This is a genomic window from Stenotrophomonas sp. MYb238 (assembly GCF_009496535.1).
In the GTDB taxonomy this organism is placed as follows: domain Bacteria; phylum Pseudomonadota; class Gammaproteobacteria; order Xanthomonadales; family Xanthomonadaceae; genus Stenotrophomonas.
On the sequence record NZ_WIDL01000016.1, the window covers coordinates 15,245 to 39,234 of the forward strand.

The following is a 23,990-nucleotide window of genomic DNA, read 5'->3' on the forward strand; positions in this document are numbered from 1 at the left end:
TGTATCGGCCCGGCCGGTCGGCCGCGCGTGCAGGCGACGCGGCGGCGGCTTTCCGGCCCGCGGCAGCGACTGCTAGGCTGCGCGCTGACTTCCGGAAGGAGCAGCCCATGTCGACCGCTTACTGGTGCGTGTTGATCGCCGCGCTATTGCCCTACGTCTGGATCGCCATCGCCAAGGTGCGGCCCGGGTACAACAACCGCAACCCGCGCGCCTGGGCCGCCAGGAGCGACAACTACCTGGTGCAGCGCGCCAACGCCGCGCACCTGAACGCCTTCGAGAACTTCGCGCCCTTCGCCGCCGGCGTGGTCCTGGCGCAGCTGGCCGGCGTGGAGGCGCAGCTGATCAATCAACTCGCCATCGCCTTCGTCGTGTTCCGCGTGCTGCATGGCCTGCTCTACGTCGGCGACAAGCCGCCGCTGCGCAGCCTGGCGTGGCTGGGCGGCTTCGCCTGCGCGGCGGCGCTGATCGTGCTGGCGGCGCTGCGGGCCGGCTGATCCCTACGGCGCCTCGTTCCAGCCCAGCAGCTGGAACGCCTTGCGGAACCCGGCGTCCAGCGGCGCGGTGATCTCCATGCGCCGCCCGTCCTGCGGGTGCGGGAACGACAGCCGCTGCGCGTGCAGCAGCATGCGGTGCACGCCGTGCATGCGGAAGGTGCGGTTGTGGCGGCCGTCGCCGTGGCTGGTGTCGCCTATCAGGTGGTGGAACACGTGCTTCAGGTGCCGGCGGATCTGACGGAAGCGGCCGGTCTGCGGCTGGCAGCGCAGCAGGGCGTAGCGCGAGGTTTCAAAACCGTTCGACGGCACCGGCAGTTCGCCGGTCAGCAGTTTCTGGAAATGGGTGATGGCCGGCTTCTTCACCGGCTTGCCCGGGCCGCCGTCCAGGTCGTGATCGACCGTGAACGCCTCCTCCGCCGGCCAGCCACGGCATACGGCGAGGTAATCCTTTTCGACGTCGCCGCCCATCAGCGTCTTGCCCAGGGCGCTGGCGGTGTCGCGGTCGAAGGCCAGCAACAGGCAGCCGCTGGTGGCGCGGTCCAGGCGGTGGATCAGGAAGATCGGCCGGCCCAGCTGTTCGCGCAGGCGGTCGGCAAGGAAATCGTCCTCGCCGCGCGCCAGCTTGCTGTCGTGGACCATCAGCCCGGCCGGCTTGTCGACCACGGCCAGCCAGTCGTCGGCGTACAGCACCGGCAACGTCCGGTCGGGCATCGCTGTCGTCGTGTCGTGTTCCATCGTTCGGCATACCTGCTCGGGCCCGCCATGCGCGGCCCTGTTCGTGGGAGCCCCGCGGCAGCGGGGCGGTAGGGCACGCGGGTGTCAGGATTTCAGCGGTTCGACCGTGATGCCCATGCGCAGCATCAGCTGCGCGACCTGCAGGGTGTCGAGGCTGGCGCCTTGCAGATCGACCACGCGCAGGTCCAGCTCGCCCAGCTCCGAACCGGTCAGATCGCAGTGGGTGAAATCGGCCGAGCGCCAGTCCAGCGACGAGAAGTCCCCGCCGGACAGGTCCGACCCGCTGAAGTTCGCGCCCGCCACGTTGGCGCCGACCCAGCGGTTCTCCCACAGCTCGCACTTCTCCAGCGTCACCCCGGAGAAATCGGCGTAGCTGAAGTTGGACTGGGTGATGAAGGCGCTGCAGAACCAGGTGCGCGCGGTGATCTGGTTCATGAAGCTGGCATTGGAGAAATCCGCGCCCTGCGCCCTGCATTCGGCGATCTCCAGCCCCAGCGCCTTGGCGAACGCGAACCCGCACATGCTCAGGTCGCACTGGCGGAAGCTGGCTTCCTTGAGCTGCGCGCCGTTGAAGCGGCAGCCGGCCTGGGTGTCGACATCGTAGAAGACGCAGTTCACGAACGCGGCGCCGGTCAGGTCGGCGCCGGAGAAATCGCAGTTGCGGAAATGCGTATTGGCGACCTTGGCGCCGGTGAAGCGGTCCCTGTCGATCCGTTCGTCGCTGACGATCGTCGGTGCCGCGGTGGCCCCGCCGCTCATCGCCGCAGCCATGCCGACGCCAGCGCCAGCGCGCCCGCGCCGCCGCTGATCCACGACCACAGCGGCACCGACGCCCATTGCGGGCCGCCGGCGTGCAGGCCGTGCAGCAGCGCGGCCACCACCAGCAGGCCGGCGCCGGCCACCGCGGTGACCACGCGCCGCTGCATGCGCCGCAGCGTCTGGTCGAGGTTGACGATGTCCTGCGAACGCATCGACAGCGCGTGCTGGCCTTCGACCTGCTGGCGCAGCCAGGCATGCACCAGCACCGGCATGTCCGGCGTGCGGGTCATGATTTCCGGCAGCCGCCGGCGCAGTTCCTTCAACGCGCGGCGCGGGCTGTAGCGCTCGCGCAGGATGCGTTCGAGCACCGGCCTGGCCACCGCCCAGATGTCGAGCTGCGGGTCGAGCTGGCGGCCGACGCCCTCGATGTTGAGCAGGGTCTTCTGCAGCAGGATCAGCTGCGGCTGCAGGGTCAGCTGGTAGCGCTGCGCGGTGCGGAACAGCTTGAGCAGCACCTCGGCCAGCGAGATCTGCGACAGCGGCCGGGTGAAGTACGGCTCGCACACCGCGCGCACCGCCGCCTCCAGGTCGTCGATGCGCACCGTGGCCGGCATCCAGCGCGCCTGCACGTGCAGTTCGGCGATGCGGCGGTAGTCGCGGTTGAAGATGGCCATGAAGTTCTCGGCCAGGTAGTACTGGTCCTCTTCCGAGAGCTGGCCCATGATGCCGAAGTCCAGCGCGATGAAGCGCGGGTTGTCGCGGCGCGCCGGGTCGGTATCGACCCAGATGTTGCCGGCGTGCGCGTCGGCGTGGAAGAAGTTGTCGCGGAACACCTGCGTGTAGAACACGCGCACGCCCTTGGCGGCCAGCGCGCGGCGGTCGATGCCGGCCGCGTCCAGCGCGGCGATGTCGTCCGAGGGAATGCCCCAGACCCGCTCCAGGGTCAGCGCGCGCTCGGCGGTGTGGGTCCAGATCACCTCGGGCACGTAGAGGTCGTCGGAGTCCTGCCAGAAACGGCGCAGCACGCTGGCGTTGGCGCCTTCGCGCTGCAGGTCCAGTTCGGCGGCCAGGGTGGTCTCGATCTCGGCCACCACCTCGCGCGGGCGGATCTTGTCCGCGCGCGGGTGGGTGCGTTCGACCAGCGCGGCCAGCGACCTGAGCAGGGCGATGTCGGCGTCGATCTGCCGCTCGATGTCCGGGCGCAGCACCTTGACCACCACCTGGCGGCCATCGTGCAGCGTGGCCGCGTGTACCTGCGCGATCGAGGCCGAGGCCAGCGGCGCGGTGTCGAAGCTGACGAACGCGGCGCTGACCGGCAGGCCCAGCGCCTGTTCGACGATCTGCCGCGCGCGTTCGCCGTCGAATGGCTTGACCCGGTCCTGCAGCAGGGTCAGCTCGACCGCCACGTCCGGCGGCACTAGGTCGCGGCGGGTGGACAGGATCTGCCCGAACTTGACGAAGATCGGCCCCAGTTCCTGCAGCGCCAGGCGCAGGCGCGCGCCGCGCGGCAGCGAGGCGACGTCGCCGCGCGCGCGCGGCACGAACGGCCGGGCGATGCGCAGCCAGCGCTCGGCCGGCGTGCCGTCGAACAGGTCGTCGAGCCGGTAGCGCAGCATCACCCGGCCGATGCGGCTGGCGCGGAACATCGCGCGGGTCGCCTTCATGCCCGGCCTCCGCTGCGCAGGCGCGCCACGCGCGCGGCCAGGCGCTCGACGTCGTCGCGGATCGCGTCGACGTCGTCGTGGAAGGCGTCCAGCTCGGCGCGCGGCACCACGTCGCGCGATTCCTCTGTCACGTATTCGGCCGCGGTCTGCGCCAGGTCGGTGGCGCTGCGGCGGGCCTGCGCCAGCGCCGCGCGCAGGGTCTGCGCGACCTGCACGCCCAGCACCTCGCCGAACACCGCCACGAACGGCTGCTGCCAGTCCGGGTCGAAGCGCGTGGCCAGCTGCTGCAGGCGCCGCGCCAGTTCGGCGTCGCCGGACACCTTCACCCGCCCGGCCGGCGCCGCGCCCGGGCTGCGGCGCGCGTTGGCCAGGAACGGCAGCTGCGCCAGCACCCCGCCCAGCGTGCTGCGCACGGCCAGGTCCGGTTCCTGCGCGGCGTCCACCGGACCGACCGTCAGGCGCTGGCCGTCGACCCCGATCTGCAGCGCCAGCGACGGCGATTCCAGGGTCAGGGCGATGCGCTGGCCGTCCAGCGGCGCCAGCGCGGCGCGGGTGTCGGGGTCCAGCGCCAGCGCGCGGTTCAGCGCCATTTCCAGCGCGCGGCCGGCCAGCGGCTTGATGAACTTGAAGGGGGAAGCAGGCATGCGCGGCATTCTACCGAAGCGGGGATGCGGGAATGGGGAAGGATGGATTCCCGTTTGCCGGAGGTCACCGTGTGTCCGGGCAGGCAGGTGAACGCGCAGAGCATCCGGCAAACCCTCCTCCCCGTTCCCTGTTCCCCATTCCCGGCCGTTCCCCCATGCTATGCACACCCGCATCAATGCAATCGGCAGGAGCAACAGGCAATGGGCAAGACCCGGGTCGGCATCATCTTCGGCGGTCGTTCGGCCGAGCACGAGGTCTCGCTGCAGTCGGCGAAGAACATCCTCGATGCATTGGACAAGGAGCGCTTCGACGTCAGCCTGATCGGCATCGACAAGCAGGGCCATTGGCACCTGAGCGATCCGCAGCAGTTCCTGCTCAACCCCGGCGACCCGGCGAAGATCGCGCTCAACCGCTCCGGCAACGCGCTGGCGGTGCTGCCCGGCCGCGAGCAGGCGCAGCTGGTGCCCAGCGACCCGGCAACGGCGCTGGCGCAGATCGACGTGGTGTTCCCGATCGTGCACGGCACGCTGGGCGAGGACGGCTCGCTGCAGGGCCTGCTGCGCATGGCCAACCTGCCCTTCGTCGGCTCCGGCGTGCTCGGCTCGGCGGTGGCGATGGACAAGGACGTGGCCAAGCGCCTGCTGCGCGATGCCGGCCTGCCGGTGGCGCCGTGCGTCTGCTTCAACCGCGCCACCGCGGCCGCGGCCGACTACGACGCGCTGGTCGCGCAGCTGGGCACGCCACTGTTCGTCAAGCCGGCCAACCAGGGCTCGTCGGTGGGCGTGAGCAAGGTGCGCGATGCCGACGAGTTCCGCACGGCGATGGCGCTGGCGCTGTCCTTCGACCACAAGGTGCTGGTGGAATCGGCCATCGTCGGACGGGAGATCGAGTGCGCCGTGCTGGGCAACGACCATCCCGAGGCCAGCGTCTGCGGCGAGGTGGTGGTGCACGACGATTTCTATGCCTACGACACCAAGTACATCAGCGCCAACGGCGCCGAGACGGTGATCCCGGCCGACATCCCGGCTGAGGCGCAGGAGCGCATCCGCCGGATCGCCATCGCCGCCTACCAGGCGCTGGACTGCGCCGGCATGGCGCGCGTGGATGTGTTCCTCACTCCGGCGGGCGAGGTGGTCATCAACGAGATCAACACCCTGCCCGGTTTCACCCGCATCAGCATGTATCCCAAGCTGTGGGGCGCCAGCGGCCTGGACTACACCGCGCTGATCACCCGCCTGGTGGAACTGGCGCTGGAACGCCATGCCGCCGACAAGGCGCTGCGCAGTTCGATCACCGGCGGCTGACCGGCCGGACCGCCGGAGCCGGCGGCGCGATGCGCCCACCGGCTCCGGCGTGCGTCATCCCTTCCTGCGGAACAGCGAGATCACCGCCAGGATCAGGAACACCACGAACAGGATCCAGGCGATGTTGCTGGCGGCGCCTGCGATGCCGGAGAAGCCCAGCAGCGCGGCGATGATGGCGATGACGAAGAAGACGATGGCGTAATGGAGCATTGGGATCTCCCTTGTGTGAGAACTCGGGCTCCATCCTCGGCAAACCGCGGTGGCGGGATGGTGACGGGGAAGTGATCGCCAGATGATGGGCGCCGGCGCGGCTCAGCCCTGCACGCTGGCGCGCAGGCGGCGCAGTCCTTCCTCGATCGACACCTTCGGCACATAGCCGAAGTCGCGCCGCGCAGGCTCCATCGAATACCAGTGCGGCGTGCACAGCTGTTCGGCGAGGAAGCGCGTCATCGGCGGCTCGCCGCGCAGGCGCAGCAGCGGCCACAACTTCTCGCAGACCGCGCCGATACGGTACGCGGCCTTGAAGGAGATCGACTTCTCCACCGCCGGCGCGCCCATCGCCGCGAGCAGCCTGTTGAGCAGTTCGCGCATCGGCAGCGGTTCGCCGTTGGAGATGAAGTAGGCCCTGCCGGCGCAGGCCGCGCCCGCCACCAGGTGGTCGAACGCGTCGAAGTGCGCCTGCGCGGCGTTGTCGATGTAGGTCGTGTCCACCTTGTTCAGGCCGTCGCCGACCAGGCGCAGGCGCCCGGCGCGGGCGCGCTCGGCCAGGCGCGGCACCAGCTGGTTGTCGCCCGGCCCCCAGATCAGCCGCGGGCGCAGCGCCACCGTGGCCAGCTCCGGCCCGTTGGCGGCCAGCACTTCCTGTTCGGCGATGGCCTTGGTGGCGGCGTAGGGCGCCTGGAAGTCCTCGCCGTAGGGCACCTCGTCCGCGCCCAGCCCTTCCACCGGGTGGGTGGCGCGGTGGGTCACGCTGGGCGTGGAGGTATGGACCAGCCGGCCGATGCCGTGCGCGCGGCAGGCCGCCAGCACGTTGCGGGTGCCCACCACGTTGGCCTGGAAATAGCTGTCGTAGCTGCCCCACGCACCAGCCTTGGCGGCGTTGTGGAACACCGCATCGGCGCCGGCGGCGGCATGGCGCACGGCGTTGGCGTCGGCCAGGTCGCCACGGATCTGGCCCACGCCCAGCGCGGCCAGCGCCGGGTAGTGGCCGCGGTTGAAGCTGAGCACCTCGTGTCCGCGCTCGACCAGCCCGCGGCACAGCGCCTGCCCGAGGAACCCACCGCCGCCCGTCACCAGGATCTTCATCGCGATACCGCGCCACTGCCGGAAAGCCGCACACGATAGCGGCAGTGCCCGGCGCTGGCGACGACCCGGCCGCAAGCCATTGATCGCATTGGCCTTCATAATTCTTCATCGTCCCATCAGGCACTTCAGCCGGGGCCTGGCTGTACTCGCAGGCCCCGACCCGAGGAGCCGCCATGAAACGCCTGATCCTGTTGTCCCTGCTGTTGGCCACCGCCCCTGCCGCCCTCGCCGCCCCGGCACCGGCTGCCCTCGACGATGGCTGGAAGGTGGCCGATCCGGCCGCCACCGGCTGGCACGTCGAAACCCTGGAGGCGATGGCGCGCGCCATCGCCGACGGCCAGGCCCCGGAAACCACCAGCGTGCTGCTCGTCCGCGATGGCGCGCTGGTCTACGAGCGCTATTTCGGCGGCAGCGACCGCGACACGCTGCAGGACACCCGTTCGGCGACCAAGAGCGTGACCGCGCTGCTGGTCGGCGCGGCCATCGCCCGCGGAAAGATCACCGGTACGCAGGCCCGCCTGTACGACCTGTTCGGCGACCGCCACTGGCAGAACCCCGGCCCCGCCAAGGAAGCGACCACCATCGAGGACCTGCTGACGATGAGCGCGCAATGGGAATGCGACGACGACAACGTGTTCTCGGCCGGCAACGAGGAACGCATGTACGTGAGCGCCGACTGGGTGCAGTTCGCGCTGGACCTGCCGGCCAGGGGCTATGCGCCGTGGACGCGGCGGCCGCAGGAAAGCCCCCATGGCCGCGCCTTCGCCTACTGCACCGCGAACGCCTTCATGCTCGGGGCGGCGGTGGAGAAAGCCAGCGGGCAGCGGCTGGAGGATTTCGCCGCGCAGGCACTGGAGCGGCCGCTGGGCATCGTGCGCTCGCAGTGGGGCCGCGCCTCGGAAGGCACGGGCATGGGCGGCGGCGGCACCCGCTACCGCAGCCGCGACCTGGCCAAGCTCGGCCAGTTGATCCTCGATCACGGCCGCTGGCAGGGGCGGCAGGTGCTGCCGGCCACCTGGGTGGCGGCGATGACCACGGTCCACGCGCAGGCACGCGAGGATGCGGACTATGGCTACCAGATGTGGCGCTTCCGCTTCCCGGTACGCGGCGTGGAGCGCGGCGTATGGGCCATGTCCGGCAACGGCGGCAACTATGTGTTCGTGCTGCCGGAAGAGCGGCTGGTGGCCGTGATCACCCGCCGCGCCTACAACCAGCGGCAGGCGCATGCGCAATCGCAGGGTGTGTTCGCCGACTACGTGCTCAAGGCATTGCCCTGACCGTGCCCGTCTCGTCCGGCAGCAGCCCTTTTCCGCGCACCTGTGCGCGCTGCGCGGCCAGGTCGGCTTCGATGCGTTCCAGCGACGCGTCGAAACCCGGCCGCGCCCGCAGCGGGGCCAGCAGCGGCGAGGCGCGAAGGTAGGCGGCATCGCGGTAACCGGCCAGGCGCGCGCGCTCCAGCGCCGCCAGCGCCGCCTCGGGTTCGCCCGCGGCCATCAGCAGCAACGCCGCATCCAGGCCGTCCAGCAGATCGGTGCCGCGCGCCACGCCCTCGAGCAGCCCACCGGCCCGGCTTCGCAGCGCGGCCGGCGCCGGTAACGGCTGCGCCCCCGAAACCCAGGCGATCGTCTGCGCCAGGCTGCCCTGCGGACGCAGGCGCAGCGCCTGCAGGCTGGCCTCGCGCGCTAGGCCGGTTTCGCCCCGTGCCAGCGCCAGCTCGGCCTGCAGCAGATGCAGCCCGGCATGCCCGGCGCCACGGCGCAGGGCCTCGTCCAGCGCCGCCTGCGCCTCGTCCCGGCGGCCGTGCACGAACAGGAACCGCGGCCAGGCCAGGTTGGAGAACACGCTGTCCGGGTACAGCCGGAAGCTGTCCCGGTAGCGCGCTTCGGCGGCAGCCGCATAGCCCAGCAGATTGAGGTTGCCCGCTATCTGGATGGGCAGGAAACGCACCTTGGCAGGGTCGCGGACCTGGAGGTTGGCTTCCAGCGCCTCGACCAGACGCCCCTGGCGTTCATAGAGGTAGGCGGCCGAGCCGCGCGCCGCATCGGCGCCGGGATCGCGCCGCACCGCCTGCTCGTAGGCCGCCAGCGCCTGCGCCATCTCGCCGCGGCAGTCCAGGGCGTAACCCAGCGCGGCATGCGCGGCCGCCCACTGCGGCCGCGCCGACACCATCCGCGCCGCCAACCGCTGCGCCTGCATCGCGTCCTCGGCGCTGCCGTCGTACTGGCAGGCGCGGGCACTATAGGCGCGGCTCAATCCCAGCGTGGCGTCCGGATCGTCCGGCGCCTCCTGCAGGCGCTGCCGGTACAGCACGATCGCGCGCTCGTTGTTGTCGCGCTGGCCGATGCCGGCATAGTGGTCGGCGCGCTGCAGCAGGGGCGGGACCGGAGGCGGTTGCCGGGAACGCCACGACCGCCACGCGACCACGGCGCCGGCCGCCAGCGCGACGGCAAGGGCGATGCGGAGGCCGCGGCGCCACCGCGGCAACGCCGGTGCGGCCGGCCCGGTCGTCTCGACCGCATGCACCGGCACGCACAGTTGGTAACCCTGCCCACGTACCGAGCGCAGGTAGCGCGGCTGCCGCGGATCGTCGTCCAGCGACTGCCGCAACAGGCGCACGCGCTGGGTCACGGTTTCCTCGTTGACTAGCGCCGGCGCCCAGACCTGCGCGATCAGCTCGTCGAAGCCGACCACGCGCTGCCCCTGCTGCACCAGGTAATGCAGCAGGCGGAAGCTCAGCCCGCGCACGTCCAGCGCCACGCCGGCACGCTCGACCCGCTGGCGCCGCACGTCGATCAGCAGGTCGTCCAGCTGGTAGCGCTCGTCCATCGCCTGGCGGCCTCAGCCGAGCCTGTCCTGCGCCCAGGCCGCCAGTTTCTCGCGGCCGATCTTGGCGTTGTGGCGGATGTCGACCGGGAAGGCGGGGTGGCGCAGGTAATGGCCGATGCCGGCCAGGTGCGGATGGCGCGCGGCCAGCGCGCGCAGCTGCGACTCGACCGTCGCCGCATCGGCGCCGGGCAGCAGCTCGTAGCAGAGCACCGGCACCTGCCTGCCGGACTCGCCGACGCCGACCAGCGCGGTGCGGCGCACGCCCGGCACGGTGTTGAACACCGGCTCGGCCTGTTCGGTGTACAGCGGCCCGGCGGCGGTTTCCACGCGCTGGGTCTTGCGCCCGCAGAACCACAGCCGGCCCTGTTCGTCGAACCAGCCGACGTCGCCCATGCGGTGCACGATGCGCTCGCTACCATCGGCCAGGGTTTCGCGGATCTTCGCCGCGGCGGTGGCCTGCGGGCGGTTGTAGTAGCTATCGGTGGCGGTGGGGCCGGCCACGGTGATCTCGCCCACCTGGCCGGCGGGCAGTTCGCGAGCGCCGCTCCAGTCGACGATCGGCGCGTCGTCGATGGCGATGATGCGCACCACGTTCGGCGCCACCACGTGGCCGACGCAGGTACCGGCGCCGGCTTCGGTGGCTTGGCGGGTTTCCTGCAGTTCACGGCCTTCGATCACCGCCACCGGCAGGCATTCGGTGGCGCCGTAGGGCGTCCAGAACTGCGCGTGCTCGGGCAGCAGTTCGCGCATCTTTGCCACCACCTGCGGCGGCACCGGCGCGCCGGCCGAGGTCACGCGCGTCACCGTCGGCAGCGGCTGGCCATGCTCGGCCAGCACCCGCATCAGCGCCGGCGAGCCGAACAGCTGGGTCACGCCGAAGCGGGCGATGGCGTCGTGCAGCCGGCGCGGGTCGGCGCTGCCCGGCCGGGTCGGGTCCATGTCCGGGATCACGCTGGTCAGGCCCAGCGCCGGGTCGAACAGCGCGAACGGCGGGAAGGTCGGCAGGTCCACGCCGCCGGCCTCCATGCCGAAGGCGTTGCGCAGCAGCTCGACCTGGCCGACGAAATGGCGGTGGCGGTAGACCACGCCCTTGGGCACACCCGTCGAACCGCTGGTGAACAGGATCGCGGCCACGTCGTCGGGCGCGGTATCGGCCAGCTGGCTGCCGGCGCCGGCCCCGGCGGCCTCGAGCTTCGCCAGCGTGGTACCGCCCCAGCCCCAGCGGGTACCGACGGTGACCAGCCGCGTGGCCGACTTCGCCCAGCCCAGCAGCAGCCGCGCCACGTGCGCCAGCCCGATGCCGACGAAGGCCTGCGGCTGCGCCTCGTCCAGGCACTGGCGCAGCGCGCGCCTGTCGATGCCCGGATCGACCAGCACCGGCACCGCGCCGCTCTTGAACAGGGCGAACATCAGCAGGAAGAACTCCGGCCCCGGGCGCACCATCACCACCGTGCGCACGCCGCGGCCGATGCCGTGGGCGGACAGGCCGGCGGCGATGGCATCGCTGCGCGCGTCCAGGCTGCGGTAGTCCAGGGTGACGTCGTAGGCGGCCATGCCGCCGGCACCGGGCCGGCCCGGGCAGCGGATGGCGACCTGGTCGGGCCGTTCGCGCGCCAGTTGCGGCAGGCACGCGGCGATGTTGCACGGTTCGTTCATCTTTCTATTGTCGCCGCTGAAGAAAATTCTTGCGCGCGGCCCGGGCGCGTGGAAAATTTTCCGCCTTCCCCCTGCCCATCCCGCCGCCCGAAGGCCGGCCGCCATGCTCCATCCCTGCCTGACCTGCGGCGCCTGCTGCACCCAGTACCGCGTCGCCTTCCACTGGATGGAATCGGACGAGGTCACCGAAGGCGGCGTGCCGCACGCGCTGACCGAGCGCCTGGACGCGCACCGCCTGTGCATGCGCGGCACCTATTCGGACCCGATCCGCTGCGTGGCGCTGGACTCGGAAATCGGCGTGTACTCGCGCTGCAGCATCCATCCCAACCGGCCCAGCGTGTGCCGCGAGGTCGATGCGTCGTGGGAGTACGGCAAGGCCAGTTCGCAGTGCGACCGCGCGCGCATCGCCCATGGCATGGCGCCGCTCACCGTGGCCGACTGGCGCTGGCGCGACGACGCGGACAACGACGACGACCACCCGGACGACAGCGGCAACAGCCCGTCGTCTCCACCGAACACGCCTGTCGCGGCGTAAGCGCGGATCCGCGCTGCGCCGCCCCAAGGTTTGCCACGCAAATCGTGGGTCCGGCTCATCGTTCCCCACATCCCCCGCGCCTGCCGGCGCGCGCCCCTTGACTCAAGGGGGCCCTTCGTTGGTCGCACACGGCGTCAAGCCTTCGCATCGTAGGAGCAACTTCAGTCGCGATGAGGCTTTCCCGGGAAGTCCCATCGCGACTGAAGTCGCTCCTACGGGAGCGTGGGCACGCCGATGGTCAGCCGATCGGGTTGCGCTCCAGGAACGCCCGTACCGCCGGCACGATCACCTCGTGCTTGTCTTCCAGCACGTAGTGGTTGGCGTCCTCGAAGGCCATCACCTCGGCCTGCGGCAGCGCCCTGCGAAAGCCGGCCAGGAAATGGTGGTCGAAGCAGATGTCGCGCAGGCCCCAGGCGATGAACGCCGGGCGGTCGGCGAAGGACGGCAGCGCCGCGGCGGCGCGCTCCAGCAGCGGCCAGGCCTTGTCGGCGGGCGACAGCGGGATGTCCTGCATGAAGCGGATGGTGGCGATGCGGTTGTCCCAGCTGTCGTACGGCGCCACGTAGGCGCGGCGCACGTCGGCCGGCATGCGGCGCGAAACGCCCAGCCACGAGGCGCCCGCCGAGAACGCGTTGAACGTGCGGATGAACCATTCGCCCGGCGTCCAGTGCCGGCCCATGGCGATCTGCCACGGCATCGGCTTCTCCGTCGGCAGCGGAAACGCGGCGGTATTGGTGATGACCAGCCGCTTGACCTGCGCGTTGTGCGACAACGCCCAGCCGAAGCCGATCATGCCGCCCCAGTCGTGCACCGCCAGCGTGACCGGCCCGGTGATGCCGAGGTGGTCGAGCAGCGCGGTGACATCGTCCACGCGCGACTGCAGGGTGTAGTCGTAGCGGCTGTCGTCCGGCTTGTCGGACAAGCCCATGCCTATGTGGTCCGGCACGATGCAGCGGTACCTGTCACTCAGGCCGTTGACCAGGTGCCGCCACAGATAGCTCCACGACGGATTGCCGTGCAGCATGACGACCACCTCGCCATCGCGCGGGCCTGCGTCGATGTAGTTCATCGACAGGCCCGGGCGGACCTGGAAACGGTGGGTGGTGGTGGGGTAACCGGGAAAGTTCAAGCGCGGCCCTGTCTGGATCGGATACGTCCGCCGCGGACGCTGCCGGCGGCGGACGATGGACGGATGGCCCCTTGCGGGCGCGCAAGATTGTCGTGCCAAACCGCCGGATTGACCAGTTCGGGCGCGCCGGTCAGCCGCAGCTCGTCTTGAACGAGGCCGACGAGGCGGACCCGATCGACAGCAGGATCACGCGGCAGCGCTGCCCGCCCGCGCCCTGGTAGGCGATGGAATCCCCGCTTTTCAGCCAGCGGGTCTGGTCGTCCTGCCCGCCCGCGCTGACGCTGACCTGGGCGCTGCTGGAATGGATCGTCTGCACGCCCAGCACCGACGACGCATCCAGCGCCATGCCGGTGTTCTCGGACAGGATGACGTCGTAGCCGCCCTGGACACCCGCCTGCCGGCCGGCCACCTGCGACAGCCGCTGGTTCTCCTGCCTGGCCAGCGCCAGCTGGGCGAACAGCCCCGCGTTCATGGCCTTCATCTCCCCGACCGCCCCCTTCACTTTGGCCAGCGCCGCGCGTCCGCCGCCGTCCACCGAACTGCCGAGCGCGCCGAGGCTGTCCTGCAGTTTCTTGAACGCGGCGTCCTGGTCTTCCTTCATGCGTACCAGGTACGCGTCCGGAGCGCGGAACCTGTCGCGCACATGGCCATAGGCCTCGCTGCCCGCCACGCCTACGGCGAGCAGGGCCAGCGCCACCAGCGTGCGCTTGACCGGCTCGCCCTTGCTCGCGCTGTCGCGCTGCCCCCAGTACCAGCCCAGCGCGCGCCGGACCATGCCCTGCCTTGCCGGCGGATCGCCCTTCTCCCCCGCAACGGCCTTGTCGTTTTCCCTGCTTTCCATGACACCCCCTGATGGCTCGATAGCGGAGCCGGCATGCCCGCTCCGCGGTCCGAGCATAATCCAGGCACACGCATGCCGGCCGCGCGGCGGTTCCGGCATATGGGAAGGAGGCGGGAGATGCACGATTTCGACGCCCTGATGGCACGCATCCGCGCCTGCCGGCTGTGCCAGGCGCAGCTGCCGCTGGGCTGCCGGCCGGTGCTGCAGGCCTCGCCACGCGCGCGCCTGCTGATCGTCAGCCAGGCGCCCGGGCGCAAGGTGCACGAGACCGGCATTCCCTTCAACGATCCCAGCGGCGAGCGCCTGCGCGACTGGCTGGGGATGGACAGGCCGGCGTTCTATGACGCCGCCAGGGTCGCCATCGTGCCGATGGGCTTCTGCTTCCCCGGCACCGGCGGCAACGGCGACCTGCCGCCACGCCCCGAATGCGCCCCCACCTGGCATCCGCAGCTGCTGCCACGACTGGAACAGCTGCGCCTGACCCTGGCGATCGGCCAGTACGCGCAGGCCGGCCTGCTCGGCGACCGGCGAGGGCGCACGCTCACCGAGACCGTGCAGGCCTGGCAACAGCACCTGCAGCGCGGCGTACTGCCGCTGCCCCACCCCAGCCCGCGCAACCGGCTGTGGCTGGCGCGCAACCCGTGGTTCGAAAGCGAGTTGCTGCCGGTATTGCGCGCGCGGGTGGCCGACGCGCTGGCCGGCTGAACCTGCGGAACAGCGCGATCCCCCAAACGGTCGGTACCGGATGCCGCAGAAGCGGAAGAATGCAACCGCCAGCCCGATCCGCTGCGGTCGGCCCGGATGCGGGATCCGGACCCGCAGCGACTACCATGCACGCCCACCCCACGACAGCGGCCGCCATGTCCACGCCTCCTCCTTTCCTCGACGACAACCAGATCGAACGGCTGTCCAGCCTGCTCGAGCAGCGCGCGGTGCCGTTCAAGGGTCTCAATCTCGAAGCGCTGGACGGCTTCCTCTCGGCCTTGGTGGTAGCGCCGGTGGCGGCACCGCCCGGCCAATGGCAGCCGCAGGTCTGGGGCGGCCAGCCGCCGCGCTGGAACGACGAGGACGAAGCCCTCCAGGTCCAGCAGCTGCTGATGGGCCACTGGAACATGTGCGCCGCACGGGCGCGGTTCGAGGGCGAGGACCTGCCCGATCACCTCGCGCCGCTGATGTGGCTGCCGGAAGACCCGGAGCAGGACGAGGAGGCCCAGGCCGAATCCGAGCTCGATGTCGGCCGCGACTGGGCGCTGGGCTTCTTCACCGCGGTCATGCTGCATGAAGCCGAATGGGACAAGTGGCTGGACGAACACGAGTGGATCGAGGAGATCTTCGACCTGCTCGACCAGCTGGCCAGCGGCGAACGGATCGACCCCGAGAATCCCGAGGCGCCACCGGCCAAGGTCACCTACCGCGAACGCCTGGACATCACCATGGAGCTGCCGGCGATGCTGGCCGACCTCAACCACCATCGCATCGACGTCCTGACCCCGCGCGTGCCGATCCGCCGTGAAGCGGAACCGGGCCGCAACGACGACTGCCCCTGCGGCAGCGGGAAGAAATACAAGAAGTGCTGCGGGCTGAACTGAGCGGGGCCGTCGGCTCCGTCACCCGGCGCCATGGGCCGGGGTTAAGCGCCCGACGCTGAATTTCCCATGGGTGCCGGGCTCGCCCGGCACGCACCCTCCCCGGCAAGCCCGTGCGGGGCAATCCCCGTACCTGCACGGCACGACGTGGCAATTCCGAACGATTGCCCGGCGATACCGATGGCATCCGGAAGTGCTCCCCCAATGCCATCGCCGCCAAGCGCGTGACCGCATGGCAGCTGGCCGAGGCGATGAAGCAGGCGGGCATCGGCGCGCATGCGTACCAGCCGCGCGGCGATGCACCGGGTGCTGGACGGGAACGCCTCGACGCTGACGCGGGTACACCCTGAGCAGAGCGACCGCCGCCGCGGGCTGCGCGCGCCGCTTCGAACTGGCGGTCGTGCAGGCCAGATGCAGAACGCCCGCGGGAAAACCCGCGGGCGTTCTGCGTTGTTACCGGGATCGAGTGCCCTGGCTTACCAGACCACCTCGGCCATGGTGCAGTTCAGGCCCGAACCAATCCCCATCAGCGCGACGCGGTCGCCCTTCTTGAGCTTGCCCAGCTGGCGCAGCTTGCTCAGCACGATCGGCACCGAGGCCGGGCCGACGTTGCCGTGCTCGCCGAAGATGGTCATCACCTTCTTCGGGTCGATGCCGAAGGCCTTGATGAAGGCGTTGGTGTGCGGCTGGCTGACCTGGTGGATGACGAACTGGTCGATCTCGTCCACCGCCCAGCCCAGCGCCTGGCGGGTGGCCTCGAAGGTCTTGGTGGCCAGCTTGATGCCTTCGATCAGCAGCAGGCGGGTGTCGGTGACCATGCGGTCCAGGTTGCCCACGCACAGCTTGTTCCACTGGTTGGCCGCGCGGGTCACGCCGCCCTTGTAGCGCGGCGCGTCGGGCACCAGCTCGGCGCGCGCCAGCACCATGGCGGCGGCGCCCGAGCCGGTGGTCAGCGCGGCGAACTCGTCGCGCAGCTGCTGGGCGGTGACGTCCGGCGCCATCATGCGCTCCAGGGTCTTTTCATAGACCAGGTTGGAGCTTTCGCCGTCGACGATCAGCGCGTAGTCGATGTCGCCGCGCTCGATCATGCGCGCGGCCACGTCCATGCCGTTGATGAAGGCCAGGCAGGCGTTGGCGATGTCGAAGGTGACGCAGTCGTCGCCGATGCCCAGGTTGCCCGAGACGATGGAGGCGGTGGACGGCTCCAGGTAGTCGCGGCTGACCGAGGTGTTGACCAGCAGGCCGATGCGGTCGGCGGACACGCCGGCATCTTCCAGCGCCTTGCGCCCGGCCATGGTGGCCGCGTCCGAGGCCTGGGTACCCTGGTCCCACAGGCGGCGCGCGTGGATGCCGGCGACATCGCCCAGCATGTCGGCGCGGATGCCCAGACGTTCCAGCGTCGGCTGCAGCCGCTCGTTGATTTCCTTGGAGGTCAGGGTGTGCGGCGCGTCGACATGCGCCAGTCCCGCGATCGAGACATTCTGGAAAGGCATCGGAAGGCGCCAGGACTCAGGCGAAGGGGGCGCCATTCTAGCGGCTGCATCCCCTTGACGCATCTTTAACGGTTTCCGGCCACTGCGTATGGACACCGGACCGGCGCGCCACCTGCGCAAAGCCTTGGCCGGCGAGGCGTTGCGCCCGCCGGAGCGTTGCTGGAAAGCCTCCGGTCAACGGGCAGCGAAGCGGCGGAGCGTTCGATCCGGGGAAGAGCCGCGCCGCTTCGGCAGCGCGCGCACGCCATGCCGGCGCGTCGTTGCGCGTCGCGTTCACGGACCTTCGTCAGGCGGCGCGAGGTCGCCGAAGACCGGTGCCGGTGCGCAGGGCCGTCAGCGGCACTGCCATGCGCTGTAGCGCTGGCTGCCGTCCGCCGGCGGCGCCAGGGCCTGGATCGCGTTGGCGCCGGCGCTGGGGGCCTCGTTGCGCGCCAAGGTTTCCAGTTCTTCCTGCACGCGCAGCGGATTGCGGTTGTAGAAGCCGACCTTGTTCTTGACCGAGACCACGATCTCGCCCTTGGCCACGCAGCCCGGCGCCACCGGGCCGGCCGGCAGCACGCGCACCGCCTTGCCGCCGCTTTCGATCGGCACCCAGGTGCAGGCGGCCGTGCTGGCAATCAGGGCGGTGAGGATCAGAGCGCGCATGGACAGGTCCTTGTTGGGATCGGAACGGATTGTGCCGTGCCGGGATGAATCGATGATGATTCGCGGCCCGCCCGCGGTGGAGCGGGCCGCGAAGGTACTACATCACTTGCCGGCCGGCAGCGGGTTGCCGTCGCCGTCGATGACGATCACCTCGCCCAGCCCCAGCGCGCGCACCGGCGCCTCGGTCTGCTTGAGGTCGCCGACCACCACCCAGGTCAGCTTCGACGGGTCCAGCGTCTTCGCCGCTTCGGTCACCTGCGCCGGGGTCATCGCCTCGATCTCGGCCTTGCGCTTGAACACATAGTCGTCCGGGCGCTGGTAGCGCACGATGCCGCCGATGGTGTTCATCACCGCCGAGGCGGTCTCGTAGGCGCCCGGCAAGCTCAGCGTCTGGATGTTGCGGATGCGGGCGACTTCCTCGGCCGTCGGCGGACGCTGGCCGCTGGCGAAGCGGCTGATCTCGGCCTGCATTTCCTTCATCGCATCGCCGGTCTTGTCGATCTGCACCGGCGCGATCGCCATCCACGGCCGCTGCCCCAGCGCGCCGCTGGCGCTGGAACGGGCGCCGTAGGACCAGTGCTTGTCCTCGCGCAGGTTCATGTTCAGGCGCGAGGTGAAGTCGCCGCCCAGCACGCCGTTGGCGATGTCGAAGCGGGTCGCGCCGGCGTCCATGGTCGAGGGCACGACCTGGCCGGCGAACAGGTTGGCCTGCACCGCGCCGGGCTGGTCGATCAGGTAGACGCGGGCCTTGTCCGGACGCGCGACCGCGGACGGCGCGCCCACCTTCGGCGCGGCGCCCTCGCCCTTCCAGTCGCCGAGCTGGCGTTCCAGCAGCGGCACGATTTCCTTCAGCGTGGTGTCGCCGACCACGATCAGGGTGGCGTTCTCCGGGCGCACCCAGTCCTTGTGGAAGGACACCAGGTCCTCGCGGCCCAGGGCCTGGATCGCCGCCTCGTCGCCGCTGCCGGTGAACGGGATCGCGTACGGGTGGCCCTTGCCGTACAGCAGCGGCGGCAGCACCCGCATCGCCACTGCGTTCGGGTTGACCTTCTCCTGCTTGATGCCGGCGATCCAGGTGGCCTTGATGCGGTCGATCTCGCCCTGGTCGAAGCGCGGCGCGCGCAGCACGTCGGCGTACAGGGCCAGCGACGGCGCCAGGTTCTCCTTCAGCGCCGACAGGTAGACGTTGGCGCCGTCCAGCGCGGCGCCGGCGCCGATGCGCGCGCCCAGCGCGTCGGCCGCGTCGGCGAAGGCCAACGAACCGAGCTTGCCGGCGCCTTCGTCGAGCATGCCCATGGTGAAGTTGGCGGTGCCCGGCTTGCGCCCCTGGTCGGCGGTGAAGCCGCCCGGGAACTCGTAGCTGAACTGCACCACCGGGATGTCGTGGCGCTCGGCCAGGACCACCCGCGTTCCGTTCTTCAGCGTGGCGCGCTGCAGCTGCGGGAACTTCAGTTCCGGGAAGGTCGCCGTCTGCGGCACCCCGGCGCTGCGGTCCACCTGCGAGGGCAGCACGCGGTATTTGGCGTCGACCGCCGGCACGTCGAACGGCGCCGGCTTGCCCGAGGGCAGTTCCTCCAGCGCCACGCGCTCGCCCGGCTCGACCACCAGGGTGTGGTCGCCCACGCCCAGCCACTTCGCGCCGGCCGCCTTCACGTCGGCGGCGCTGGCGTTCTGGATGTTGCCCAGCGAAGTGCGGAAGCAGCCCGGGTCGCCTTCGTACACGGCGCACTCGGCCAGCGCGTCGGCCTTGCCGCCGAAACCGCCGATGCGCTCGATGCCGCGGATGAAGCCGGAGCGGAACGCGGTCTTGGCGCGCGCCAGTTCATCGGCACTCGGGCCGTCGGCCACCAGCTTCTTCAGTTCCTCGTCGATGACCGCTTCGACCCTGGCCGGGTCCACGCCCTGCTTGACCGTGGCCATGATCACGAAGTTCGAACCCAGCTGCGACGGGCCGACCATGGTGCCGATGTTGTCCACCAGCTTGTCCTGGTGCAGCAGCCGCTGATCCAGGCGCGAGGACTTGGCGCCGCCCAGCACCTGCGAGAGCAGCTGCAGCTGGTCGATGTCGGCGGTGCCGACCTGGGCCACGTTCCAGGCGCGGTAGATGCGCGCCTGCGGCACCTTGTCGGTCATCACCTCGCGGGTGGAGGCCGCGCGCCGGGCCACGTCCACCTTCGGCTGGGCCATGGTCGGGCCGGCCGGGATGTCGCCGAAATAGCGGGCGACCTTTTCCTTGGCGGTGGCCACGTCGATGTCGCCGGCCAGCACCAGCACCGCGTTGTTCGGGCCGTACCAGGTGCGGAACCAGGTCTTCACGTCGTCCAGCGAGGCGGCGTTGAGATCGTTCATCGAGCCGATCACGCCGTGGTGGTACGGGTGGCCGGCCGGGTACAGGGCGCGGGTCAGCTTGTCCCACACCTGGCCATAGGGCTGGTTCTCGCCCTGGCGCTTCTCGTTCTGCACCACGCCGCGCTGTTCGTCGAGCGCGGCCTGGTCGATCGCGCCGAGCAGGTGGCCCATGCGGTCGGACTCCATCCACAGCGCCATGTCCAGCGCGGTGGTGGGCACGTTCTGGAAGTAGTTGGTGCGGTCGGTGTTGGTGGTGCCGTTCTGGTCGGTGGCGCCGACCTGCTTGAAGGGTTCGAAGAACTCGCCGTGGTGGTTTTCGCTGCCCTGGAACATCAGGTGCTCGAACAGGTGGGCGAAGCCGGTGCGGCCGGACGGCTCGTCCTTGGCGCCGACGTGGTACCAGATGTTGACCGCCACGATCGGCGCCTTGCGGTCGGTGTGCACCACCACGCGCAGGCCGTTGGGCAGGGTGAACTCCTCGAACGGGATGTCCACCGCCGGCGCGGCGGCCGGGGCTTTCGCCGCGGCGGCCAGCGGCATGCCGGCGAATCCGCCGAGGGCGATGCCGAGCGCGGCGGCGAGAAGGGCGGTCCGGGGTGCTGCTGCGTTCATCCCACTTTCCTTGAGCAATGAATGTGAACGCCGATCCTAACCGCGCGCGCATCCGGCGGCATACGCCATGGGTCATGGGTGGGCCGGGTGCATGCCGCGCAGGCGCTGCGCGGGTGCGACGCGTTCACCGCGCGCCATTCGGGCAGCCGCCCCTGTCCTTCTGGTCCCCGCCCCCCCACTGAAAGACGCCTGTACACCGCACCGATGTCCGCGGACACGGGCCGGCAGACGGGGGTGTCCGGACAGCGGACACTCCATGGCGGAAAAATATCCTTTTAAATCATGAAGATATTTTTGGCACGCATCCTGCTTCGTGTACAGCGGCGACCACGAAGGATCAAACGACTCATGACTGGAAGCTGAACAAATTGAAGGAAAGCAAAAAATTCCTTGCATCCCGAGATTTGGTGTATTACTTTACTACCACACCACCGTTCACACACACCAAACAGGCCCGCCATGAACACCAAGTCCTTCGCCATCGCCATCGTCCTCGCCGCCGGGTTCGCCGCTTCCGCGCACGCCGCCGACATCACCACCCTGGAAACCGTGCAGGTCCGTCCTTCGGCCGACCAGCTGGCCCAGGCCGAACACGAGCGCAGCAGCGCCATCCCCACCCTGTCGTCGGTGCAGGTGCGCCCGACCGCCGGCCAGATCGTCGAACTGGCCGCCGAGCAGGCCGCCTCGCGGCTGGCCGCGCACACCCCGGTCGCGATCGGCGCCAGCATCGGCCAGTGGATGGTCTCGCTGCCGGCCATCACCGTCCGCCCGGATGCGCAGCAGGTCCAGGCGCTGGCCGCGGAACTGGCCGCCGACACCCTGGGCCAGGTCGCCAACGGGATGGTCGCCAAGTGAGCCGTCGTCCCGATCCGGACCTGTCCGCGCCGCACCCGCACGGCGCATGCCCCGCCATCGGCCGCAGCGGCGCGGACAGGTCCTAGCGCGACGGCCGCGGCGTAAACTCCGCCGATGACCGTCCCGCCCGTTTTCCACGTACTGCTGTACCAGCCCGAGATCCCGCCCAACACCGGCAACGTGATCCGGCTCTGCGCCAACACCGGCGCCCGGCTCCACCTGATCGAACCGCTCGGCTTCGACCTCGATGACAGGCAGCTCAAGCGGGCCGGCCTGGATTACCACGAATACGCGCGCATGCAGGTCCATCCGGACCTGGACACCGCGCTGGCGCGCATCGCGCCCAACCGCCTGTTCGCCATGAGCACCCGCGCCAGCGTGCGCTACGACACGGTGCGCTTCGCCGACGGCGACGCCTTCCTGTTCGGCCCGGAAACGCGCGGCCTGCCGCAGGAACGGCTCGACGCCCTGCCTGCCGGCCACCGCCTGCGCCTGCCGATGCAGCCGGACAACCGCAGCCTCAACCTGTCCAACTCGGTCGCCGTGGTGGTGTTCGAGGCGTGGCGCCAGCATGGGTTTCCCGGCGGCGCCTGAGCCTGCGCATGCGATCGCGCGCATGCGGCGGACGCCGCGGATCGATGCAGTATTCTCCGCACTCCGCGCCGCCCCCCGGCGCCCACCACCGGAAGACCGATGCTTCGCACCACCGTTGTTGCAGCCCTGCTTGGATTGGCCGTCATCGGCCAGGCCCACGCGGCGCCGGCCCTGGATACCAGCCTGCCGACGGCCGCGCAGATCCAGCGCATCCATGCCGACCTCGCCGACCACAAGACCTACAGCGAGCTGAGCCAGGGCGACCGCGCCCAGGTCGTCAACGCGCTGTCGCGGATCGGCGGCGCGCTCGGCGACGATGCCGTGCTGTCCAGCCTGCACCCGAGCGCGCAGGTGGACGTGGTGAACGACCAGGAGCTGGTCAACACCCTGCTTGCCAGGGCCAGGGCGGACAGCCGCCTGGTATGCCGCCGCGAGCAGGCGACCGGCAGCAACCGCATCCAGACCATCTGCATGACCGTGGCCGAGCGCGCCGCCGCGCGCGAGCGGAGCATGGAGGCGATGCGCAAGACCGGCTTCAGCCAACCCGAAAACCGGCCCTGACCGTCCGCCGGCATCGCCGTTCCGCCACCGACCCGCCGCCGGTGGCGGCAGGCCGCCATGGCCGCGGTCCCGCGGACGCGGATGCCGCTATCGGTCGATGTCCTGCAGGCGCGTTTCCGGCATCAGCCACAACGCCAGCAGGCCGCAGATCAAGGCCATCGCGGTCGGGTAGACCAGCCCGGCGAAATCGCTGTGGTAATGGGCGCTCACCGCCGCCGTGGCCAGCGGCATGAAGCCGCCGAACCAGCCGTTGCCCAGGTGATAGGGCAGGCCGATGGCGCTGTAGCGGATGCGGGTGGGGAACAGTTCCACCAGATAGGCCGACGCGGGGCCGCAGACCAGCGCCACCGGCAGCGACAGCCACCACAGCACCGCCAGCGCCGGCAGCCAGGCCAGTTCCGGCCGCACGCTGGCGGCCAGCAGGCGGAAGGCCGGCAGCAGCGTGGAGGCGGCCAGCAGGAAACCGGCGATGATGACCGGACGCCGGCCGATGCGGTCGGACAGCCACCCGGCCAGCGGGAACAACGGCGCGGCCAGCAGCAGCGCGCACATCATCAGGCCGCCCGCCGTGCCCACGTCCAGGCCCAGCGGCTTCTGCAGGAACACCAGCGGGAAATACTGGCCCGCGTTCCACACCACGCCCTGCGCGGCGGTCATGGTCGCCAGCGCCAGCAGCATGGCCTTTACGTGCCTGCGGTCGCCGAAGGCCTCCCGCAGCGGCGAGGCCGCCACCCGGCCCTCGCGCTGCAGCTTCTCGAAGGCCGGCGATTCGGCCAGGTGCAGGCGCATGTAGACCGAAAGCGCCAGCAGCAGCACCGACGCCAGGAACGGCAGCCGCCAGCCCCACTGCTCGAACGCGGCCTCGCCCAGCGCCCCGCGGCAGGCGGTGATGGTGCCCAGCGCCAGCAACAGTCCCAGGGTGCCCGTGCCCATCACCAGCGATGTGTTGAGCCCGCGCCGCGCCGGCGTGGAATGCTCGGCCACGTAGGTCGCCGCGCCGCCGAACTCGCCGCCCACGGCGATGCCCTGCAGCAGCCGCAACGCTACCAGCAGCGCCGGCGCCAGCAGGCCGGCCTTCGCGTAGGTGGGCAGAACGCCGATGCCGACCGTGGCGATGCCCATCAGCACGATGGTGATGAGGAAGGTGCGGCGGCGGCCGATGCGGTCGCCAAGGCGGCCGAACACCAGCGCGCCCAGCGGCCGCACCACCCAGCCGGCGCCGAACACCGCCAGCGCCGACAGCAGCCCGGCGGTCTCGTGTCCGGGCGGGAAGAACTGGCGGCCGAACACCACCGCCAGCGAGCCGTAGAGGAAGAAATCGAACCACTCGAACACGGTGCCGGCCACCGCTGCGGCGATGGCACGTGCGCCCTGCCGTGGCCGGGCGGCGTCCGTCGTCATC

General features: G+C 70.5%; 24 protein-coding genes. 10 read left to right on the forward strand and 14 right to left on the reverse strand.

Features of this window, described 5'->3' with window-relative positions:
- The first annotated feature begins 107 nt into the window (after positions 1–107).
- Positions 108–494, forward strand: coding sequence for an MAPEG family protein (locus tag CQ393_RS11710; protein WP_153191733.1), 387 nt, complete (start codon positions 108–110; stop codon positions 492–494).
- 3 nt (positions 495–497) lie between these two features.
- Here CQ393_RS11710 and CQ393_RS11715 read toward each other — a convergent pair whose 3' ends face one another.
- The 4 genes from CQ393_RS11715 to CQ393_RS11730 all read right to left on the reverse strand — a co-directional run bounded on the left by CQ393_RS11715 (position 498) and on the right by CQ393_RS11730 (position 4,296).
- The gene (locus tag CQ393_RS11715; RefSeq protein ID WP_153191813.1) at positions 498–1,205 is read right to left on the reverse strand and encodes a pseudouridine synthase; all 708 of its coding nucleotides are present in this window, start codon (positions 1,203–1,205) and stop codon (positions 498–500) included.
- A gap of 108 nt (positions 1,206–1,313) precedes the next feature.
- On the reverse strand, positions 1,314–1,988 hold the full coding sequence (locus tag CQ393_RS11720) for a Qnr family pentapeptide repeat protein (protein ID WP_153191734.1): 675 nt from the start codon (positions 1,986–1,988) through the stop codon (positions 1,314–1,316).
- Complete coding sequence (gene ubiB / locus CQ393_RS11725) at positions 1,985–3,652, reverse strand: ubiquinone biosynthesis regulatory protein kinase UbiB (protein WP_153191735.1); 1,668 nt, start codon at positions 3,650–3,652, stop codon at positions 1,985–1,987. The genes CQ393_RS11720 and ubiB overlap by 4 nt, the downstream gene beginning before the upstream one ends.
- Positions 3,649–4,296 carry an SCP2 sterol-binding domain-containing protein gene (locus CQ393_RS11730; RefSeq protein ID WP_153191736.1) on the reverse strand — a complete coding sequence of 216 codons (648 nt, stop codon included), beginning with the start codon at positions 4,294–4,296 and terminating at the stop codon, positions 3,649–3,651. The genes ubiB and CQ393_RS11730 overlap by 4 nt, the downstream gene beginning before the upstream one ends.
- A gap of 201 nt (positions 4,297–4,497) precedes the next feature.
- Here CQ393_RS11730 and ddlA point away from each other — a divergent pair, with 201 nt between their 5' ends.
- A complete protein-coding gene (ddlA, locus tag CQ393_RS11735) occupies positions 4,498–5,601 on the forward strand; it encodes a D-alanine--D-alanine ligase (protein WP_153191737.1) in 1,104 nt (367 codons plus the stop codon).
- A 54-nt stretch (positions 5,602–5,655) separates the two neighbouring features.
- Here the strand turns inward: ddlA and CQ393_RS11740 are convergent, their stop codons facing one another.
- Positions 5,656–5,811 carry a DUF1328 domain-containing protein gene (locus tag CQ393_RS11740; RefSeq protein WP_082443529.1) on the reverse strand — a complete coding sequence of 52 codons (156 nt, stop codon included), beginning with the start codon at positions 5,809–5,811 and terminating at the stop codon, positions 5,656–5,658.
- A 102-nt stretch (positions 5,812–5,913) separates the two neighbouring features.
- Positions 5,914–6,906, reverse strand: a complete 993-nt coding sequence (oleD, locus tag CQ393_RS11745; protein ID WP_153191738.1) for a 2-alkyl-3-oxoalkanoate reductase — start codon at positions 6,904–6,906, stop codon at positions 5,914–5,916.
- A gap of 173 nt (positions 6,907–7,079) precedes the next feature.
- On the opposite strand from oleD, the gene CQ393_RS11750 reads away from it, so the two are divergent.
- A complete protein-coding gene (locus tag CQ393_RS11750; RefSeq protein WP_153191739.1) occupies positions 7,080–8,183 on the forward strand; it encodes a serine hydrolase in 1,104 nt (367 codons plus the stop codon).
- On the opposite strand, the gene CQ393_RS11755 is transcribed toward CQ393_RS11750, so the two are convergent.
- A complete protein-coding gene (locus CQ393_RS11755; protein ID WP_153191740.1) occupies positions 8,167–9,732 on the reverse strand; it encodes a winged helix-turn-helix transcriptional regulator in 1,566 nt (521 codons plus the stop codon). The two genes, CQ393_RS11750 and CQ393_RS11755, sit on opposite strands and share 17 nt — an antisense overlap.
- 12 nt (positions 9,733–9,744) lie before the next feature.
- Positions 9,745–11,388, reverse strand: a complete 1,644-nt coding sequence (oleC, locus tag CQ393_RS11760) for an olefin beta-lactone synthetase (RefSeq protein WP_153191741.1) — start codon at positions 11,386–11,388, stop codon at positions 9,745–9,747.
- A 103-nt stretch (positions 11,389–11,491) separates the two neighbouring features.
- On the opposite strand from oleC, the gene CQ393_RS11765 reads away from it, so the two are divergent.
- Positions 11,492–11,923 (forward strand): YkgJ family cysteine cluster protein, encoded by a 432-nt coding sequence (locus CQ393_RS11765; protein ID WP_153191742.1) that lies wholly within the window; start codon positions 11,492–11,494, stop codon positions 11,921–11,923.
- A gap of 238 nt (positions 11,924–12,161) precedes the next feature.
- Here CQ393_RS11765 and CQ393_RS11770 read toward each other — a convergent pair whose 3' ends face one another.
- The gene (locus CQ393_RS11770; RefSeq protein ID WP_194269658.1) at positions 12,162–13,052 is read right to left on the reverse strand and encodes an alpha/beta fold hydrolase; all 891 of its coding nucleotides are present in this window, start codon (positions 13,050–13,052) and stop codon (positions 12,162–12,164) included.
- A gap of 130 nt (positions 13,053–13,182) precedes the next feature.
- The gene (locus CQ393_RS11775) at positions 13,183–13,893 is read right to left on the reverse strand and encodes a hypothetical protein (protein WP_153191743.1); all 711 of its coding nucleotides are present in this window, start codon (positions 13,891–13,893) and stop codon (positions 13,183–13,185) included.
- A gap of 117 nt (positions 13,894–14,010) precedes the next feature.
- Here CQ393_RS11775 and CQ393_RS11780 point away from each other — a divergent pair, with 117 nt between their 5' ends.
- The 3 genes from CQ393_RS11780 (at position 14,011) to CQ393_RS11790 (ending at position 15,829) form a co-directional block, all read left to right on the forward strand.
- Complete coding sequence (locus CQ393_RS11780) at positions 14,011–14,598, forward strand: uracil-DNA glycosylase family protein (protein ID WP_228114498.1); 588 nt, start codon at positions 14,011–14,013, stop codon at positions 14,596–14,598.
- Between the two features lie 155 nt (positions 14,599–14,753).
- Positions 14,754–15,482 carry a UPF0149 family protein gene (locus tag CQ393_RS11785; RefSeq protein ID WP_153191744.1) on the forward strand — a complete coding sequence of 243 codons (729 nt, stop codon included), beginning with the start codon at positions 14,754–14,756 and terminating at the stop codon, positions 15,480–15,482.
- A 110-nt stretch (positions 15,483–15,592) separates the two neighbouring features.
- Positions 15,593–15,829, forward strand: a complete 237-nt coding sequence (locus CQ393_RS11790) for a hypothetical protein (RefSeq protein ID WP_153191745.1) — start codon at positions 15,593–15,595, stop codon at positions 15,827–15,829.
- A gap of 126 nt (positions 15,830–15,955) precedes the next feature.
- Here the strand turns inward: CQ393_RS11790 and CQ393_RS11795 are convergent, their stop codons facing one another.
- The 3 genes from CQ393_RS11795 to CQ393_RS11805 all read right to left on the reverse strand — a co-directional run bounded on the left by CQ393_RS11795 (position 15,956) and on the right by CQ393_RS11805 (position 20,578).
- The gene (locus tag CQ393_RS11795; RefSeq protein WP_153191746.1) at positions 15,956–16,972 is read right to left on the reverse strand and encodes a 3-oxoacyl-ACP synthase III; all 1,017 of its coding nucleotides are present in this window, start codon (positions 16,970–16,972) and stop codon (positions 15,956–15,958) included.
- A gap of 333 nt (positions 16,973–17,305) precedes the next feature.
- Positions 17,306–17,617 (reverse strand): DUF4156 domain-containing protein, encoded by a 312-nt coding sequence (locus CQ393_RS11800; RefSeq protein WP_153191747.1) that lies wholly within the window; start codon positions 17,615–17,617, stop codon positions 17,306–17,308.
- A gap of 102 nt (positions 17,618–17,719) precedes the next feature.
- Entirely contained in the window at positions 17,720–20,578 is a 2,859-nt protein-coding gene (locus CQ393_RS11805; RefSeq protein ID WP_153191748.1) for a pitrilysin family protein, read from the reverse strand.
- Positions 20,579–21,037: 459 nt separating this feature from the next.
- Here CQ393_RS11805 and CQ393_RS11810 point away from each other — a divergent pair, with 459 nt between their 5' ends.
- From CQ393_RS11810 to CQ393_RS11820, 3 genes are all read left to right on the forward strand, one after another.
- Positions 21,038–21,433: a hypothetical protein gene (locus CQ393_RS11810; RefSeq protein WP_153191749.1), complete on the forward strand. Its 396-nt coding sequence runs from the start codon at positions 21,038–21,040 to the stop codon at positions 21,431–21,433.
- A gap of 114 nt (positions 21,434–21,547) precedes the next feature.
- Positions 21,548–22,027: a tRNA (cytidine(34)-2'-O)-methyltransferase gene (locus CQ393_RS11815; RefSeq protein WP_153191750.1), complete on the forward strand. Its 480-nt coding sequence runs from the start codon at positions 21,548–21,550 to the stop codon at positions 22,025–22,027.
- Positions 22,028–22,126: 99 nt separating this feature from the next.
- Positions 22,127–22,588: a hypothetical protein gene (locus CQ393_RS11820; protein ID WP_153191751.1), complete on the forward strand. Its 462-nt coding sequence runs from the start codon at positions 22,127–22,129 to the stop codon at positions 22,586–22,588.
- A gap of 87 nt (positions 22,589–22,675) precedes the next feature.
- On the opposite strand, the gene CQ393_RS11825 is transcribed toward CQ393_RS11820, so the two are convergent.
- Positions 22,676–23,989 (reverse strand): MFS transporter, encoded by a 1,314-nt coding sequence (locus CQ393_RS11825; protein WP_153191752.1) that lies wholly within the window; start codon positions 23,987–23,989, stop codon positions 22,676–22,678.
- Between the last annotated feature and the right edge of the window lies 1 nt (position 23,990).

What these genes read in the sequence shown, in the direction of transcription:
- CQ393_RS11710 (WP_153191733.1), top strand. Translation starts at nt 108, where the DNA reads ATGTCGACCGCTTACTGGTGCGTGTTGATCGCCGCGCTATTGCCCTAC.
- CQ393_RS11715 (WP_153191813.1), bottom strand. Translation starts at nt 1,205, where the DNA reads ATGCCCGACCGGACGTTGCCGGTGCTGTACGCCGACGACTGGCTGGCC.
- CQ393_RS11720 (WP_153191734.1), bottom strand. Translation starts at nt 1,988, where the DNA reads ATGAGCGGCGGGGCCACCGCGGCACCGACGATCGTCAGCGACGAACGG.
- ubiB (WP_153191735.1), bottom strand. Translation starts at nt 3,652, where the DNA reads ATGAAGGCGACCCGCGCGATGTTCCGCGCCAGCCGCATCGGCCGGGTG.
- CQ393_RS11730 (WP_153191736.1), bottom strand. Translation starts at nt 4,296, where the DNA reads ATGCCTGCTTCCCCCTTCAAGTTCATCAAGCCGCTGGCCGGCCGCGCG.
- ddlA (WP_153191737.1), top strand. Translation starts at nt 4,498, where the DNA reads ATGGGCAAGACCCGGGTCGGCATCATCTTCGGCGGTCGTTCGGCCGAG.
- CQ393_RS11740 (WP_082443529.1), bottom strand. Translation starts at nt 5,811, where the DNA reads ATGCTCCATTACGCCATCGTCTTCTTCGTCATCGCCATCATCGCCGCG.
- oleD (WP_153191738.1), bottom strand. Translation starts at nt 6,906, where the DNA reads ATGAAGATCCTGGTGACGGGCGGCGGTGGGTTCCTCGGGCAGGCGCTG.
- CQ393_RS11750 (WP_153191739.1), top strand. Translation starts at nt 7,080, where the DNA reads ATGAAACGCCTGATCCTGTTGTCCCTGCTGTTGGCCACCGCCCCTGCC.
- CQ393_RS11755 (WP_153191740.1), bottom strand. Translation starts at nt 9,732, where the DNA reads ATGGACGAGCGCTACCAGCTGGACGACCTGCTGATCGACGTGCGGCGC.
- oleC (WP_153191741.1), bottom strand. Translation starts at nt 11,388, where the DNA reads ATGAACGAACCGTGCAACATCGCCGCGTGCCTGCCGCAACTGGCGCGC.
- CQ393_RS11765 (WP_153191742.1), top strand. Translation starts at nt 11,492, where the DNA reads ATGCTCCATCCCTGCCTGACCTGCGGCGCCTGCTGCACCCAGTACCGC.
- CQ393_RS11775 (WP_153191743.1), bottom strand. Translation starts at nt 13,893, where the DNA reads ATGGAAAGCAGGGAAAACGACAAGGCCGTTGCGGGGGAGAAGGGCGAT.
- CQ393_RS11780 (WP_228114498.1), top strand. Translation starts at nt 14,011, where the DNA reads ATGCACGATTTCGACGCCCTGATGGCACGCATCCGCGCCTGCCGGCTG.
- CQ393_RS11785 (WP_153191744.1), top strand. Translation starts at nt 14,754, where the DNA reads ATGTCCACGCCTCCTCCTTTCCTCGACGACAACCAGATCGAACGGCTG.
- CQ393_RS11795 (WP_153191746.1), bottom strand. Translation starts at nt 16,972, where the DNA reads ATGCCTTTCCAGAATGTCTCGATCGCGGGACTGGCGCATGTCGACGCG.
- CQ393_RS11800 (WP_153191747.1), bottom strand. Translation starts at nt 17,617, where the DNA reads ATGCGCGCTCTGATCCTCACCGCCCTGATTGCCAGCACGGCCGCCTGC.
- CQ393_RS11805 (WP_153191748.1), bottom strand. Translation starts at nt 20,578, where the DNA reads ATGAACGCAGCAGCACCCCGGACCGCCCTTCTCGCCGCCGCGCTCGGC.
- CQ393_RS11810 (WP_153191749.1), top strand. Translation starts at nt 21,038, where the DNA reads ATGAACACCAAGTCCTTCGCCATCGCCATCGTCCTCGCCGCCGGGTTC.
- CQ393_RS11815 (WP_153191750.1), top strand. Translation starts at nt 21,548, where the DNA reads ATGACCGTCCCGCCCGTTTTCCACGTACTGCTGTACCAGCCCGAGATC.
- CQ393_RS11820 (WP_153191751.1), top strand. Translation starts at nt 22,127, where the DNA reads ATGCTTCGCACCACCGTTGTTGCAGCCCTGCTTGGATTGGCCGTCATC.
- CQ393_RS11825 (WP_153191752.1), bottom strand. Translation starts at nt 23,989, where the DNA reads ATGACGACGGACGCCGCCCGGCCACGGCAGGGCGCACGTGCCATCGCC.